This window comes from Allobosea sp. LjRoot237 (assembly GCF_964253285.1).
In the GTDB taxonomy this organism is placed as follows: domain Bacteria; phylum Pseudomonadota; class Alphaproteobacteria; order Rhizobiales; family Beijerinckiaceae; genus Allobosea.
Genome location: NZ_CAXUQP020000001.1, coordinates 3887570 through 3902026 on the forward strand (window position 1 = coordinate 3887570; position 14457 = coordinate 3902026).

Consider the following 14457-nt stretch of genomic DNA (forward strand, 5'->3'; position numbering starts at 1 on the left):
GTGGCCATGATCCGACCGCTTTATCTTTCCGCAGCCTTAGCCACCGCCCTGTTCGCAGGAGGCGCCGCCGCACAGTCTTATGGCGATCCTGCGACCAGCCTGTCAGTCGCGCCGCCCGCCGGTTTCAAGGCGGAGGCCGGCAAGCCGCATCCGCAGTTCGAGGTCACGATCGACATCAGCTCGAAGACCGGCACGCCGAAGGCGGTCAACGGCACCGGCCAGCTCTGCACACTCGGCTTCAAGAGCGCGGCGCAGAACGCCAAGCTGACGCGCGAGGTCGTCAACGAGCAGATGGCCAAGCCGGAATGGCAGCAACTCTACCGCGATATGTTCGAGACGATCGGTACCGTCTCCGATCTCAAGCTGTTCGAGCACCAGGGCTTCAACGGCATCGAGCTGATCGTCACGCCCAAGGCCGGCCCGAACGCGCAGAACGTGCGCATGTTCACCTCGACCCTGGAGACGGCCAAGGGCCGCACCGCGCTGATCTGCGTGACCGACCAGGCCGGACTCGCCGCCGCGCTGCCGCTGTTCAGGACCCTGCGCGCGACGATCCACGCACCGGAATAAGGCTTTACGTACGCCGCTCAGGCGTTCTGCCCGGCGGCGACCTCCTCGCGCAGCGCCCGGCGCAGCACCTTGCCGACATTGGTCTTGGGCAGGGCGTCGCGGAAGATGATCTGCTTGGGCACCTTGTAGCCGGTCAGGTTCTCCTTGCAGAAGGCACGCAGTTCTTCTGCCGTGACGGCCAGGTCGCGCTTGACCACGAAGGCGGTCACCGCCTCACCGGAATGCTCGTCCGGCAGGCCGATCACGGCCGATTCCAGTACGCCCGGATGCTTGGCGAGCACATCCTCGACCTCGTTCGGATAGACGTTGAAGCCGGAGACGAGGACCATGTCCTTCATCCGATCGACGACCTTGAACTGCCCGTCCGGCAGGAGGATGCCGACATCGCCGGTGCGCAAGAAGCCGTCTGCCGTCATCACCTTGGCGGTCTCGTCCGGCCGGTTCCAGTAACCGATCATCACCTGCGGTCCGTGGATGCAGATCTCGCCGGCTTCGCCTGCTGGAACGTCATTGCCCTCGGCATCGCGGATGGCAAAATCGGTCGAAGACAGTGGATATCCGATCGTGCCGGTGAATTCGGCGATGTCGGTGCGGTTGACCGAAGCGACCGGCGAGGTCTCTGACAGGCCATAGCCTTCGATGATCGGCCGCCCCGTGACTTCCTTCCAGCGCTTGGCGACGGCAGCCTGCGTCGCCATGCCGCCGGCGACAGCGAAGCGCAGCTCGGAGAAGTTCACATCCTTGATATCGGGATGGCTGGCAAGCGCGTTGAAAAGCGTGTTGACGCCGGAGAAGAGTGTGAACCGGCTCCCCTTCAGGATCTTGATGAAGCCGGCGATATCGCGCGGATTGGCGATCAGCAGGCTCTTGGCGCCGATGCGCAGCATGAACATGCAGCAGCAGGTCAAAGCGAAGATGTGGTAGAGCGGCAGCGCCGTCACCATGACGTGCTGATAGTCGCTGCGGCCATGCGGCGGCTCGAGCTGCCAGCCGAGCCAGAGCGCGCATTGCGCGACATTGGAAGCGACGTTGCGGTGGGTCAGCGTCGCGCCTTTCGCGACGCCGGTCGTGCCGCCGGTATATTGCAGGAAGGCGATGTCATCCGGCGTGATCGTGACCGGGCTCATGGCCCCTGGATGGGCGAAGATCGTCTTGAGCGGAACCGCGCCCGGCAGGTTGTAGGGCTTCACCACCTTCTTGATCTTGCGGGCGACGAAATTGACGATCGCCCCCTTGAAGCCCATCAGATCGCCAGCCGTGGCGATGATGATGGCGTCGAGCTTGAGGTTCGGCCGCGCCTCCTCGACGACATGGGCGAAGTTCTCGATCACGACCAGCGCGCGCGCGCCGGAGTCGTTGAGCTGATGCGTCAGCTCGCGGGCGGTATAGAGCGGGTTGACGTTGACCACGGTGAAGCCGCCGAGCAGCGTGCCGAAGATCGCCGCCGGATTGGCCAGGATGTTCGGCATCATCAGCGCGATGCGGTCACCCTTCTTGAAGCCCTGTGCCTGCAGCCAGGCGGCGAAGGCGCGCGCCGCGCGACCGACCTCGGCGAAGGTGATCGACTTGCCGAAGCTCTCGAATGCCTCGCGATCGGGATAAGTCTCGTAGGCGCTGCGGATCAGATCGGCGAGCGTGCCGACTCCGGCCTCGTCGATGGTGGGCGGCACCGCCGGCGGATAATGCGCCAGCCAGGGACGTGCATCCGGCGTCGTCTGAACCGCTGAAACTGCCGTCATCCTCATCCTCCCCTCAGCGACCCGCCCTGTTACCGGGCGTGGGTACCGCGTGGCGGACGCTCGGCTGGCGGCCGATCGCGTTCCGCACCTTATGATTGTCTGGCGCTACACTGCGCAAGCTTAGCGGCGGGCGCAAGCGCTCGCCGCTGGAAAGTTTACATATAAACCTTTTCGCCGCAACCAGGCTAACGCGCCTGCGCCATCGCCTGAGCCGCGACCACCGCATCGGCTGGTTTGCCAGCGAGCTCGGCAAGATGGTCGAAGCGGGCGCTGAACGAGCCGACGCCGGCGGTCGCCGAGCGCAATTCGACGATCAACCCCGCCATCTCGGCCTCCGGCATCAGCGCGTTGATCTGGTCCCAGCCACGCCAGCCAGGGCGCGCATCATAACCGAGTATCTGGCCGCGCCTTGCCGAGACGATCGCCGAGGCACGCGACATCGCATCCGACGGAATCACGATCTCGACCGCCAGGATCGGCTCCAGCAGCACGGGTTTGGCCTGCGGGCAGGCCTCGCCCATCGCGATCCGCGCCGCCTGCCGGAAGGCCATGTCGGAGGAATCGACCGTATGATAGGAGCCGTCGGTCAGCGTCACCTCGATATCGACGAGCGGAAAACCGAGCGGGCCGCGCTGGCAATAGTCGCGCACGCCGGCCTCGACCGACGAGATGTACTGCCTCGGCACGACGCCCCCGGTGATACGGTCGACGAAGCGGATGCCCTCGCCGCGCTGCAGCGGCGCGATCTCGAGCACGACATCGCCGAACTGGCCGTGGCCGCCGCTCTGCTTGCGGTGCCGGCCACGCGCGCTCGCCCTGCCCCGCAGGGTCTCGCGATAGCCGAGCTGCGTCGCACCACTGTCGACGCTGATGCCGTAGCGCCCCGCCAGTCGCTCCAGCGCGACGCGCAGATGCATCTCGCCCTGGCCGGAGAGGCGCATCTCGCCGAACTCGGCGCGATGCTCGAGGGCGAGCGCCGGATCCTCCTCGATCAGCTTGGCGAGGCCGGCGGTCAGCCTGACCTCGTCCTTGCGGTCCTTGACGCCGACCGACAGCGCATGGACCGGCTCGGGCGGCGCCACGGCGCTGACGATATCCGGCCGGGCCTTGCCGACGGCGACGGTGTCGCCGGTGCGGATGCCTTCGAGCCGCGAGAAGGCGACGACCTCGCCTTCATCCGCCGCAGGGCGTCGCTGCTGCTCGGTGCCCTTGAGCTCGAGCACCCCGCCGATGCGGGCTTCGACACCGCCGGACGAGGTCAGTACATCGCCTTCCGCCATGCGCCCGCGCAGGATGCGCGCCAGCGAGAGCTTGCCGCCTTGCCCCGACTGCCAGGTTTTCAGCACCAGCGCGAGCGGCGCGCCGCTGTCGACGACGCCGATCCGCCCGCGCGTCACCGCCAGTGTCGGCGCTTCGTGCCTGAGCGCCTTGAGCAACCGGGTCACGCCATTGCCGCGCTCGGCCGCGCCGATCAACACGGGCACGACATGGCGCTCCTTGAGCTCGCGGGCGAGGTCGTCGAAGACGAGGTCCCGCGGCGGCTCGATGTCGCCGAGCAGCCCCTCCATCAGCTCATCGTCGTAGTCGGCGAGCTTTTCCAGCATCGAGAATCTAGCGTCGCGCTCGCGCTCGACCTCTTCGGGAGCAAGCGGCACGATCTCGCTCGGAGCATGCTCGCGATAGATGAAGGCCCGTTCGAGCGCGAGGTCGATGAAACCGACCGCGATGCCATTGCGCCAGATCGGGATCTGCCGGAGCAGCAATGGTGTGCGCGAGGCGCGCTGCAGCAATGCCAGTGTCTCGCGCACGCGCCGCGCCGCGGAATCGATCTTGTTCAGGAAGAGGAAGCGCGGAATGTCGGCCTCCTCGAGCTCGCGCAGCACGAGTTCCAGCGCCGGTGCCTTGCGATCATCGGCCTCGCAGACCACGACCGCGGCGTCGACCGCCGGCAGGACATGGCGCATCTCGTGCAGGAATTCGACGGAGCCGGGGCAGTCGATGAAAGTGTAGCGCTCGCCCATGAAGTCGACGCTGGCGACATTGGGCTCGGTGCTCATCTGATGGGAGCGTGCCTCGGGCGAGGCGTCACCGACGCTGTTCTTCGTCTTCACGGAGCCGGCGCGCGAGACGGCGCCGCAGCGCTCCAGAATGCTCTCGAACAGGCTGGTCTTGCCACTCTGGAAGGGACCGACGATCGCGATGCATCGCGGGCCCCTACCTCTGACGCCGGACGGGTTTCCTCCATTGCTGGAAGTCGCAGCCATGTCGTCCTCCTTCGGTTCTGGCCGCGCGCGGACGATGGCCCGAGGCCTCGTGTCCGATGCAGCGATTGACCGGCGGGAACAGGAATGGAGCGCTCACGCCGGTGGAGCGGCGGTCGCTCGGGCCCGACAGGGTCGGGCGGCCGTCGAAGAGGGATGTCGAAAGACAGGTTCGCGCCGTTCCCCACCCGGCGCAAGGAGAATGTTGCCGCTGGCTCAGGCCGGTTCCGACCGGCGCGCGCCATGCGCTTCGCCCCAGAGCATCATCGCCTCGAAGATCGGCGCCAGCGCCCAGCCACATTCGGTCAGCGCGTATTCGACCTTGGGCGGCACCGTCTCCTGCACAGTGCGGGAGATCACGCCATCCTCTTCCAGCGCGCGCAGCTGCAGGGTCATCATCCGCTGCGTCACATGCGGCAGGAGCCGGCGCAGCGCGTTGAAGCGGCGCGGCCCGTGCGTCAGCTGGAACAGGATCAGCGCCTTCCACTTGCCGCCGATCACGTCGATCGTCGCCTCGACCGGACACCAGACATAAGGGGTGTACTTCAGCGACGGGTGCATCGGCTGCTCCAATCCAGTATAAAAATTGTGCGTACTTATGTTTCTGATACTGCCCTGTTATCTCCTCCCCAGCAACCGATGGAGGAAACGATGTTTGCGATCATGGGAGCGACGGGACAGACGGGCGGCGCGGCTTTGGCGACGGCGCTCGCAGCAGGTCATGCGACCAGGGCGATCGTCCGGGAGCCGAACCGCGCCACGGCGCTCGCCGATAAGGGCGCAGTTCTGGCCAAGGCCGATCTCGACGATATCGAGGCGCTGACAGCAGCCTTCGCCGGCGCCGATGCGGTCTATGTGCTCAACCCAGTCCCGCTCGCGGCCGAGGACGTCTTCGCTGCCGCGGCAAAGAACGGAACTGCGATTGCGCAGGCGATCCGCCGCGCCGGCGTGCCGCATGTGGTGGCGCTGTCGTCGAGCGGGGCCGATCGCCCGGAAGGGACTGGCATCGTACGGGCGCTGTACGATTTCGAGCAGGCCTTGCGCGGCGCGGCCCCTTCGCTGACCTTCATCCGCGCCACCGAATTCATGGAGAACTGGGGCAGCGTCCTTGGCGTCGCGGCCGAGCACGGCATCCTGCCGAGCATGCGCCAGCCGCTCGATGCCGCCGGCGAGACCGTCTCCGCCGTCGATGTCGGCAGGCAGGCAGCTGCCGAACTTTCCCGTCCGCATGCCGGCGAGCGCATCGTCAACCTGAAAGGGCCGGCGGAGTATTCGCCTGAAGACGCGGCGCAGGCGCTCACCGAACTGCTCGGCAAGCCCATTGCGGCCGTGCCGACGCCGCGCGAGGAGTGGGAGCCTGGGCTCGTCACTGCAGGCCTCAGCGAAAGCCATGCGCGCGAATTGGCCGGGCTCTACGATGCCATGAATGCCGGCCGCATCGCCTTCGAGGACGTCGGCGAGATGCGCCGCGGCAGCGTCACGCTGAAAGAGGCGCTGGCCGGTCTGCTGGGTTAGAGTATTTCCGCGTTTCTCCGAACCGCTGAAATGCTCTAATCCTTTGGTTTATCGCAATTTCTTTACGCGGACCGGTGCCCACTTCGCTCGAGAATGCTCTAGCGGTTGCGCCGCTGCCCGCGCAGCGTCGGCAGGCCGATGCCGACCGCGTCGAAGCCGCCGTCGACGGCGAGCACCTGGCCGGTGATGTAGCTTGACCGCTCGCTGCACAGGAAGAAGATCGCCTCGGCAAGCTCCTCTTCCGCGCCATAGCGGGCGAGCGGGATGGCGTCGTGATAATCGGCGCGGATCTCGGGCGAGTGCACGGCCTTGGCCATGGCGGTCTCGACCGGCCCGGGCGCGACGGCGTTCACCCGAATGCCCAGGGCCGCAAGCTCGGCCGCCTGCTGCTTGGTGAGATGGGCGAGCGCCGCCTTGCTGGTGCCGTAGGCGACGCGCAGCGTCGAAGCGCGCAGGCCCGAAATCGAGGTGATGTTGACGATCGCGCCACCACCATTGTCGGCCATGACCGGAGCTGCGGCCTGCGTCGCCAGGAACGGACCGTCGAGATTGACCGCGAGCACGCGCTGCCACTCGGCATAAGTGGTTTCGAGCAGCGGCTTGAACACGGCCGTGCCGGCATTGTTGACGAGAGCATCGAGCCGGCCGAAGCGCTCGACCACAGCGTCGATCGCCTCCGAAACCTGTTCCGGCATGGCGACGTCGCAGGCGATGGTCATCGTCGCAGTCGGCGCATCGAGCTCGGCCATTGCCTTCGCCAGTTCCGGCGCGTCGATGTCGAGCAGGGCGACGCGCCAGTTATCGGCGAGGAAACGCTTGGCGGTGGCGAGGCCGATCCCGCGCGCAGCGCCGGTGACGAGAGCGACCTTGGCGATGTCCTGGGGCATGACGGCTGTCCGAAGTAAAGCTGGTGATGGCCGCGACCATAGGCAGGCCGGCCAGGCAAGGCAAAACCCTTCACACAGCTTATCTCGCGCTCGACAAACCCGCCGCGCTCCTGTAAGGCCCGGCACTCAACTTAAAACAGCGAGCCGAAAGCCCGCGCTTCCGCGCGAACACGGCCATGGAGAGACCCATGAACATCATCGAGCAGATCGACCAAGAGCAGATCGCCAAGCTCGCCGACGGCAAGGAAATCCCGCATTTCCAGCCTGGCGACACCGTGCAGGTCAACGTCAAGGTCAAAGAAGGCGAGCGCAGCCGCGTCCAGGCCTATGAAGGCGTCTGCATCGCCCGCAATGGCGGCGGGCTGAACCAGAGCTTCACGGTCCGCAAGATCTCCTATGGCGAGGGCGTCGAGCGCGTCTTCCCGCTGTATTCGCCGAACCTCGACTCGATCAAGGTCGTCCGCAAGGGCAAGGTTCGCCGCGCCAAGCTGTATTACCTGCGCGATCGCCGCGGCAAGTCGGCCCGTATCGCCGAGCGCGTCGACGCCAGGCCGGCCAAGGGCGAGAGCAAGGGCAAGTAAGCCGCTCTTCCTTTTTGGGTTTCAGGAACGCGGCCTTCGGGCCGCGTTTTTTATTGCCGCGCCTCGATGCGAGGCGCGGCATTCGGCTCGGCCCTGTTCCTGCCGACCGCGATGGGACAGGGGCCTGGCCCGGCGCTGGCGCGCAGGCTGGTGCGGATCGCAATCGAGCCCGGTCAGGAACTGGCCGAGCGGCTCTCGCCCGGCATGTCGGTGGTGGTCAGCGTCGACACCGCGCAGCGCTGACGGCGCCAAACAACAGCCGAAGCCCCATGAGCCGGGATCCGCGAAACTCGATCTGAGGCCCACCGCCCGCTCAATCGGCCACATCGACATCCGTGAGCAGGAAGCCGGTCGGCGTCTTCGTGAAGGTGAAGACGTCGCCGCCGCAGACGATAGCGTAGATCTCGTTCTTGTTGCCGTCGCGGTCGTAGACCGGCCTGGTCCGCTGAAGGCAGGCGCGGTTCTTGGCGGTGAATTCGCGCGGATAGACCTTGGCGCGGAATTGCGCGGCGTCGCCGATGGAGGCGTCGCCCATATAGGGCAGCCGCGTCAGGCCGGCGACGGCTACCGCGTCGTTGGCCTTCAGCGCCGCGCGGAACTTTCCGATGAAGCCATCGAACTCCTTCTGCACGGCCGGAGAGGCGCTGGCCGGCTTGGGAGCCTGGGCGAAAGCAGGAGTGAGAGCGGCGAGAACGGCAGCGATCGCCAGGCCTGGCAGCGTCTTCATGCGTCAGCTCCGTCCGCTTGATCGATCAGCCATGGCGCGGCCGACCGGACGGAATGCTACCGCAACGTCACTCGCTGCTCCAGCCGCATGCGCCCTTTTTTGGATGCGCATCACGGATTGACGCGTCGGCTTCGATCCCACCATGTTAGGTTGATCGGTCCGTGGAATTCGCCTTGGCGATGTAGGCTGGCGATTGATCGCCTCGCCATGGCGAGACCAGCAGGAACGTTGAAACCGAGCGGGGTGAAGCGGACCGGCGACGATAATTTCCTCACCGACGGGCGGGTGAACTCGCCCGCATCAAAATGGCAGCGATCGGCCGAGAGCCGACGCAAGAACCAGCAATTCTCCAGGGAGTGGACAACGATGAGAATCCGGAAGTTCGCATTCGTTCTGGCCGCTGGCGTGCTCGGCCTCGCCCCGGCCAAGGCTCAGGAGCAGGTCGAGGTCCTGCATTGGTGGACGGCCGGCGGCGAAGCGGCCGCCCTCAGCGTGCTCAAGGACAATCTCGCCAAGCAGGGCGTCACCTGGAAGGACATGCCGGTCGCCGGCGGCTCCGGCGTGCAGGCGATGACGGCGCTGCGCGCCCGCGTCACCGCCGGTACCCCGCCGACGGCGGCGCAATTGCTCGGCTTCAACCTGCGCGACTGGGGCTCGCAGGGCTTCGCCGCCAATCTCGACGACGTCGCCAAGGCGAACGACTGGGAGAAGCTGGTTCCCGAACCGCTCAAGGCGTTCTCGAAGGATGCCGGCCACTGGGTCGCCGTGCCCGTCAACATCCACTCGACCAACTGGCTGTGGATCAACAAGGCGGCGCTCGACAAGTCGGGCCTGCAGCCGCCCAAGACCCTCGACGAGTTCATCGCCATGCTCGACGCCTTCAAGGGCCAGGGCATCACCGCCCTCGCGCATGGCGGCTCACCCTGGCAGGACACCACCCTGTGGGAGGCGGTGGTGCTCTCGATCGGCGGCATGGATTTCTACAGGAAGGCCGTGCTCCAGCTCGATCCGGCGGCGCTGAAATCGGACACGATGCGCAAGGCCTTCGACACGATGACGAAGCTGCGCGGCTATTTCGACAAGGGCTTCTCCGGCCGCGACTGGAACCTCTCCACCGCCATGGTGATCAAGGGTGAGGCCGGGGCGCAGGAAATGGGCGACTGGGCCAAGGGCGAATTCATCGGCGCCAAGAAGACCCCGGATCAGGATTTCGTCTGCATCCGCTTCCCCGGCACGCAGGGCAATGTGCTGTTCAACGCCGACCAGTTCATGATGTTCAAGCTCGGCGCCAAGGACATTCCGGCACAGCACAAGATGGCGGCGGCGGTGCTGGATACGAGCTTCCAGGTCGCTTTCAACAAGGTGAAGGGCTCGGCCCCGGCACGCCTGGGCGTCTCCGACGCCGAGTTCGATGCCTGCGGCAAGAAGGGTATCAAGGATGTCGCCGAGGCGATCGCCGCCGGTACCATGGTCGGCTCGCTGGCGCATGGCTACGCCCAGCCCGACTCGATCAAGAACGCCTTCTTCGACGTCGTGACCCAGCACCTGAACGGCCAGCTCACCACCGACCAGGCCTTGACCCGCCTGCCGGCGGCAATCGCCGCGGCGAAATAGCCCCTGCCCTCCCCGATGCCGGCGCCAGGCGCGCCGGCATCGGCCGGATCCCATCGCTATGACCCAGGGCAATCGCTTGAACGATAGCTTCATTCTTGTCGGTAAGGCGCGGGAGCCCTCTCCCCTTGTGGGGGAGGGTTGGGAGGGGGGTATCGCACCCGCAATCCTTTCCGCGCCGAACTGGGCCTCTGTCGAGGGTGGCATACCCCCCTCTCTAGCTCTCCCCCACAAGGGGGGAGAGGACGGGTCGTGGCTCCGCAGCGAGCGGACACAATCTTCAAGCGATTGCTCTGTGTCATGACCGCGCCCCCCCTGACTGATGCAGCTGGGAGATCGTCGAGCTCCCGGGCCGAGCGGCTGCGGTACGCCTTGCCGAAGCTGGTGCTGGCGCCGAGCTTCGCGCTCGTGCTCGTCTTCGTCTATGGCTTCATCCTGTGGACGATCTATCTGTCGTTCACCCCCTCGCGCATGCTGCCGGTCTATCAACTGATCGGTTTCGACGCCTACCAACGGCTCTGGTCGCAGCCGAACTGGTATGTGGCGCTGCAGAACCTCGCGATCTTCGGCTCGCTCTACCTTTTGCTGTGCACGGCGATCGGCCTGACCCTGGCGATCCTGCTCGACCAGCGCATCCGCTTCGAGGGCCTGCTGCGGCCGATCTTTCTCTATCCGATGGCGCTGTCCTTCATCGTCACCGGCACCGCCTGGCAATGGTTCCTCAACCCCACACTCGGCCTCGGGCGCACCATGCAGGCGCTCGGCTGGGCGACATGGGCACCGGTACGCTGGCTCGGCTGGGAAAACGCGCAGTTCGACTGGCTGGTCAACACCGAGACCGCGATCTACACCGTCGTCATTGCCGGCGTCTGGCAGGCCTCCGGCTTCGTCATGGCGATGTTCCTGGCCGGCCTGCGCGGCATCGACGGCGAGATCATCAAGGCGGCCGAGATCGACGGCGCCTCGAGCTTCACCATCTATCGCCGCATCATCATCCCGCTGCTGCGGCCGGTGTTTCTCTCCGTCTTCATCGTGCTCGCGCACATGGCGATCAAGTCCTACGACCTGGTCAAGGCGCTCACCGGCGGCGGCCCGGGCAACGCCACCGAGCTGCCCTCGACCTTCATGTATTCCTTCACCTATGAGCGCAGCCAGATGGCGGTCGGCGCCGCGAGCGCGGTGATCATGCTGATGACGATCACGGCGATCATCGTGCCCTACCTCTACTCCGAACTCAGGGAGCGGCGCGGATGAGCAGCAGCGTCGGCTCGATGCGCCCCCGCAATATCACCTCGCGGATCGTGATCTATGGCCTCCTGGCGATCTTCGCGGCGCTGTTCCTGCTGCCATTGTTCGTCATGGTGGTCACCTCGCTGAAATCGCTCGACGAGCTGCGCAACGGCACCATGCTGGCCCTGCCGCAGGAGGTGGCCTTCGAAGCCTGGCACAAGGCCTGGAGCGAGGCACGGATCGGCGTCGGCAGCGTCAATGGCGACGGCATCCGCGGCTTCTTCTGGAACTCCTTCCGAATGGTCGTGCCGGCGGTGATCATCTCGACCATGCTGGGCGCGCTGAACGGCTACGTCCTGACCAAATGGCGCTTCTCCGGCCACAAGCTGATCTTCGGCCTGATGCTGTTCGCCTGCTTCATTCCGTTCCAGATCGTGCTGATCCCGATGGCGCGGCTGCTCGGCATCATGGGGCTCGCCAACTCCACCGCCGGGCTGGTGCTGGTGCATGTCGTCTACGGTCTCGGCTTCACCACCCTGTTCTTCCGCAATTTCTACGAGGCCTTCCCGGATGAGCTGGTCAAGGCGGCCCAGATCGACGGGGCCGGCTTCTTCCAGATCTTCTGGCGGATCCTCCTGCCCTCCTCCGGACCGATCATCGTGGTGACGGTGATCTACCAGTTCACCAATATCTGGAACGACTTCCTGTTCGGCGTCTCATTCTCGTCCGGCGATCAGGCTCCGATCACGGTGGCGTTGAACAACCTGGTCAACTCGTCGACCGGGGTGAAGGAATACAACGTCCACATGGCGGCGGCGATGATCGCCGCCCTGCCGACATTGCTCGTCTATGTCGTCGCCGGCCGCTACTTCGTGCGCGGGTTGATGGCCGGAGCGGTCAAGGGGTGAGCATGAGCGCAGCATTCCTCGAAATTCGCGACGTGCACGAGCGCATCGGCGCCACGCCGGTTCTCAAGGGCATCAACCTCACCCTGGAAAAGGGCGGCTTCCTCGTGCTGGTCGGCCCGTCCGGCTGTGGCAAGTCGACCCTGCTCAACACCATCGCCGGGCTTCTGCCGGTGACCAGCGGCGATATCCTGATCGACGGCCAGACGGTGACGCATCTGGCCCCGTCCAAGCGCGACATCGCCATGGTGTTCCAGTCCTATGCGCTCTATCCGAACATGACCGTGGCGCAGAACATCGCCTTCGCCCTGGAAATGCGCAACGTGCCCAAGCCGGAGCGCGAGGCGGCCGTGCGTGCCGTCGCACAGACATTGCAGATCGAGCATCTGCTCGGCCGGCGCCCGGCCCAGCTCTCCGGAGGCCAGCGCCAGCGCGTCGCCATGGGCCGCGCTCTGGTGCGCAAGCCGCGCGTGTTCCTGTTTGACGAACCCTTGTCCAATCTCGACGCCAAGCTGCGCGTCGAGATGCGACACGAGATCAAACGTCTGCATCAACGCACCGGCAACACCATCGTCTACGTCACGCATGACCAGATCGAGGCGATGACGCTTGCCACCAAGATCGCGGTGATGCGCGATGGCGAGTTGCAGCAGGTCGGCACGCCGGACGAGATCTACAATCGGCCAGCCAACCTCTTCGTTGCCGATTTCATGGGCTCGCCGGCGATGAACCTGCTGACGCTGCGCCATGTCGCCGGCAAGGGCCTGGTCAGCAAGAACGGCGAGGACATCGCAATCGCGCTGCCGCGCAGCACCCACGGCGCCGCCTTGAGCGATGGTCAGGAGGTCATCCTCGGCATCCGGCCCGAAGCAGTGACCGACACCGCCATCACCGAGCAATCTGCCGGCACGCTCGCCCCGCTCGACGTGCAGATCGAAGTGGTCGAGCCGACCGGCTCCGACCTCTACGCCATTGCCCGCCGCGGCGAGGTGACGCTGACCGCACGCCTGCGCGCCGACGCCCCGGTCAAACCCGGGGAGACTTTCAGACTGGCGCTCGATCTGGACAAGGCCGTGCTGTTCGACCCGGTCAGCAAGGCACGGATCTAGGTCGGCTCAGGCGAGTTCGGCCAATCGCCCCAGCAGCGTCTCCACGTCGGCGGCGTTCTGGTAAAGCCCGAAGCCGACCCGCAGACGGTCGCCGCGCAGGTCGACGGTGATGCCGGCCTGCTTCAGCTTCTCATGCCACAGGGCCGCATCGGCGTGGCGGAAGGTCAGGAAATTGCCGCGCGCCGGTTCGCTCAGCGGAACGACAAGGTTCTCCGGCGCGAGCACGCCGCAGGGCCGCTGCGCCAGCCCGGCCATGACGATCTCCTGCAGGGCATGGGCGTGGGCATGGATCGCCGGAACGTCGAGGCCCTTGGCGCCGAGCCAATCGAACATCGCGCCCATGCGGTAGAGGCCGGAGGGATCGAAGGTCGCGCCCATGAAGCGCCAGCCATTCTGCGTGTAGCCGATGCTGTCTTGCGGGCCGGCGAGCGCACCGAACGACGCGTACCAGCCGGTGTCGCGCGGCCGCATGGCGAAGCCGGGTGGGCAGTGCATGAAGCAGGCCCCCTCCCCCGACATGGCGTATTTGTAGCCGCCGGCGATGTAGAAGGCCTTGTCGGCGATGGCCGAGAGGTCGGTCGGCCGGGCCAGGAAGCCGTGATAACCGTCGATGACGACGAGCCGGCCGGGCGCCGAGACACCATCGACCAGCGCCTCGAGGTCGGTTAGTGCATAGCCGGAATTGAAGTGGACCTGGCTGACGAAGACCATGTCGGGACCGGGACTTTGCGTCGCCGCCGCGACCAACCGCTCCGTCAGGCTGGCGAAAGGCTCGGCCGGCACGACGGTGAGCTCGATCAATCCGTCTTCTGCCAGCCGCTCGATCTGGCGGCGGAAGGAATGGAATTCGGCATCGCTGGTCAGGATGCGCGGCTTGCGTTCGCGCGGCAGGCAGGAGAGCAGCCGGTTGACGAATTCATGGGTGTTGTTAGCCGGAACGAGCCCGTCGATCCCGGGCAGATTCAGGTGCTTGGCCACGCCCTGCGCGACCTTCTGCCAGACCGGGCCGAGCACTTCCTGCCATTTGCCGTCGACGAGGCGGGCGGCATCGTCCCAGGCGCGTAAGTGCGCCTCGCGGGTCGCATCCGGCCAGAAATGATGGCTGTGGGCGGCGAAATGCAGCTTGTCAGGCCAGTTCTGGCGGAAATGCGAGAATTCGGCGGAAAGATCGAAGGGCGGGCGGCCGAGCGTTGCGGGAGCATTCGTCATCTTGTCCATCGCCATCCCCGTGCTTCCGCGAGCCTTGCCGACGCGGCAAAATACTTTAAGCTTAAAATATCTTGCGTCTCTCCCCAGTCAAGGCGCGAGTCGAGCGAGGACGG

At 65.9% G+C, this 14457-nt stretch carries 14 protein-coding genes; 8 read left to right on the plus strand and 6 right to left on the minus strand.

Going from position 1 to position 14457, the window contains the following annotated elements; all coding sequences use genetic code 11:
- A complete protein-coding gene (locus tag ACSQ24_RS18905) occupies window positions 1–570 on the plus strand; it encodes a hypothetical protein (RefSeq protein WP_436096168.1) in 570 nt (189 codons plus the stop codon).
- 17 nt (window positions 571–587) lie between these two features.
- Here ACSQ24_RS18905 and ACSQ24_RS18910 read toward each other — a convergent pair whose 3' ends face one another.
- The 3 genes from ACSQ24_RS18910 to ACSQ24_RS18920 all read right to left on the minus strand — a co-directional run bounded on the left by ACSQ24_RS18910 (window position 588) and on the right by ACSQ24_RS18920 (window position 5131).
- A complete protein-coding gene (locus ACSQ24_RS18910; protein ID WP_436096169.1) occupies window positions 588–2309 on the minus strand; it encodes an AMP-binding protein in 1722 nt (573 codons plus the stop codon).
- Between the two features lie 185 nt (window positions 2310–2494).
- Window positions 2495–4573 carry an elongation factor G gene (locus ACSQ24_RS18915; RefSeq protein ID WP_436096170.1) on the minus strand — a complete coding sequence of 693 codons (2079 nt, stop codon included), beginning with the start codon at window positions 4571–4573 and terminating at the stop codon, window positions 2495–2497.
- A gap of 213 nt (window positions 4574–4786) precedes the next feature.
- A complete protein-coding gene (locus ACSQ24_RS18920) occupies window positions 4787–5131 on the minus strand; it encodes a winged helix-turn-helix transcriptional regulator (RefSeq protein WP_436096171.1) in 345 nt (114 codons plus the stop codon).
- Between the two features lie 90 nt (window positions 5132–5221).
- Here ACSQ24_RS18920 and ACSQ24_RS18925 point away from each other — a divergent pair, with 90 nt between their 5' ends.
- A complete protein-coding gene (locus ACSQ24_RS18925) occupies window positions 5222–6085 on the plus strand; it encodes an NmrA family NAD(P)-binding protein (RefSeq protein ID WP_436096172.1) in 864 nt (287 codons plus the stop codon).
- A 98-nt stretch (window positions 6086–6183) separates the two neighbouring features.
- Here ACSQ24_RS18925 and ACSQ24_RS18930 read toward each other — a convergent pair whose 3' ends face one another.
- Window positions 6184–6972 carry an SDR family NAD(P)-dependent oxidoreductase gene (locus tag ACSQ24_RS18930; RefSeq protein WP_436096173.1) on the minus strand — a complete coding sequence of 263 codons (789 nt, stop codon included), beginning with the start codon at window positions 6970–6972 and terminating at the stop codon, window positions 6184–6186.
- 188 nt (window positions 6973–7160) lie between these two features.
- On the opposite strand from ACSQ24_RS18930, the gene rplS reads away from it, so the two are divergent.
- Both rplS and ACSQ24_RS18940 read left to right on the plus strand, forming a co-directional pair.
- Entirely contained in the window at window positions 7161–7553 is a 393-nt protein-coding gene (gene rplS / locus ACSQ24_RS18935; RefSeq protein ID WP_436096174.1) for a 50S ribosomal protein L19, read from the plus strand.
- A 66-nt stretch (window positions 7554–7619) separates the two neighbouring features.
- Entirely contained in the window at window positions 7620–7796 is a 177-nt protein-coding gene (locus tag ACSQ24_RS18940) for a hypothetical protein (protein WP_436096175.1), read from the plus strand.
- 70 nt (window positions 7797–7866) lie between these two features.
- Here ACSQ24_RS18940 and ACSQ24_RS18945 read toward each other — a convergent pair whose 3' ends face one another.
- The gene (locus ACSQ24_RS18945) at window positions 7867–8280 is read right to left on the minus strand and encodes a hypothetical protein (protein ID WP_436096176.1); all 414 of its coding nucleotides are present in this window, start codon (window positions 8278–8280) and stop codon (window positions 7867–7869) included.
- 366 nt (window positions 8281–8646) lie between these two features.
- On the opposite strand from ACSQ24_RS18945, the gene ACSQ24_RS18950 reads away from it, so the two are divergent.
- The 4 genes from ACSQ24_RS18950 (at window position 8647) to ACSQ24_RS18965 (ending at window position 13135) form a co-directional block, all read left to right on the plus strand.
- Entirely contained in the window at window positions 8647–9894 is a 1248-nt protein-coding gene (locus ACSQ24_RS18950) for an ABC transporter substrate-binding protein (protein ID WP_436096177.1), read from the plus strand.
- 297 nt (window positions 9895–10191) lie between these two features.
- Window positions 10192–11145: a carbohydrate ABC transporter permease gene (locus ACSQ24_RS18955; RefSeq protein ID WP_436096178.1), complete on the plus strand. Its 954-nt coding sequence runs from the start codon at window positions 10192–10194 to the stop codon at window positions 11143–11145.
- Window positions 11142–12029, plus strand: coding sequence for a carbohydrate ABC transporter permease (locus tag ACSQ24_RS18960; RefSeq protein WP_436096179.1), 888 nt, complete (start codon window positions 11142–11144; stop codon window positions 12027–12029). Before ACSQ24_RS18955 ends, ACSQ24_RS18960 begins: the two co-directional genes overlap by 4 nt.
- A gap of 2 nt (window positions 12030–12031) precedes the next feature.
- Complete coding sequence (locus tag ACSQ24_RS18965; protein WP_436096180.1) at window positions 12032–13135, plus strand: ABC transporter ATP-binding protein; 1104 nt, start codon at window positions 12032–12034, stop codon at window positions 13133–13135.
- A 6-nt stretch (window positions 13136–13141) separates the two neighbouring features.
- Here the strand turns inward: ACSQ24_RS18965 and ACSQ24_RS18970 are convergent, their stop codons facing one another.
- Window positions 13142–14353 carry an aminotransferase class V-fold PLP-dependent enzyme gene (locus ACSQ24_RS18970; RefSeq protein ID WP_436096181.1) on the minus strand — a complete coding sequence of 404 codons (1212 nt, stop codon included), beginning with the start codon at window positions 14351–14353 and terminating at the stop codon, window positions 13142–13144.
- Window positions 14354–14457 lie beyond the last annotated feature (104 nt).

What these genes read in the sequence shown, in the direction of transcription:
- ACSQ24_RS18930 (WP_436096173.1), bottom strand. Translation starts at nt 6,972, where the DNA reads ATGCCCCAGGACATCGCCAAGGTCGCTCTCGTCACCGGCGCTGCGCGC.
- ACSQ24_RS18960 (WP_436096179.1), top strand. Translation starts at nt 11,142, where the DNA reads ATGAGCAGCAGCGTCGGCTCGATGCGCCCCCGCAATATCACCTCGCGG.
- ACSQ24_RS18915 (WP_436096170.1), bottom strand. Translation starts at nt 4,573, where the DNA reads ATGGCTGCGACTTCCAGCAATGGAGGAAACCCGTCCGGCGTCAGAGGT.
- ACSQ24_RS18955 (WP_436096178.1), top strand. Translation starts at nt 10,192, where the DNA reads ATGACCGCGCCCCCCCTGACTGATGCAGCTGGGAGATCGTCGAGCTCC.
- ACSQ24_RS18925 (WP_436096172.1), top strand. Translation starts at nt 5,222, where the DNA reads ATGTTTGCGATCATGGGAGCGACGGGACAGACGGGCGGCGCGGCTTTG.
- ACSQ24_RS18940 (WP_436096175.1), top strand. Translation starts at nt 7,620, where the DNA reads ATGCGAGGCGCGGCATTCGGCTCGGCCCTGTTCCTGCCGACCGCGATG.
- ACSQ24_RS18910 (WP_436096169.1), bottom strand. Translation starts at nt 2,309, where the DNA reads ATGACGGCAGTTTCAGCGGTTCAGACGACGCCGGATGCACGTCCCTGG.
- ACSQ24_RS18920 (WP_436096171.1), bottom strand. Translation starts at nt 5,131, where the DNA reads ATGCACCCGTCGCTGAAGTACACCCCTTATGTCTGGTGTCCGGTCGAG.
- ACSQ24_RS18950 (WP_436096177.1), top strand. Translation starts at nt 8,647, where the DNA reads ATGAGAATCCGGAAGTTCGCATTCGTTCTGGCCGCTGGCGTGCTCGGC.
- ACSQ24_RS18970 (WP_436096181.1), bottom strand. Translation starts at nt 14,353, where the DNA reads ATGGACAAGATGACGAATGCTCCCGCAACGCTCGGCCGCCCGCCCTTC.
- ACSQ24_RS18965 (WP_436096180.1), top strand. Translation starts at nt 12,032, where the DNA reads ATGAGCGCAGCATTCCTCGAAATTCGCGACGTGCACGAGCGCATCGGC.
- rplS (WP_436096174.1), top strand. Translation starts at nt 7,161, where the DNA reads ATGAACATCATCGAGCAGATCGACCAAGAGCAGATCGCCAAGCTCGCC.
- ACSQ24_RS18945 (WP_436096176.1), bottom strand. Translation starts at nt 8,280, where the DNA reads ATGAAGACGCTGCCAGGCCTGGCGATCGCTGCCGTTCTCGCCGCTCTC.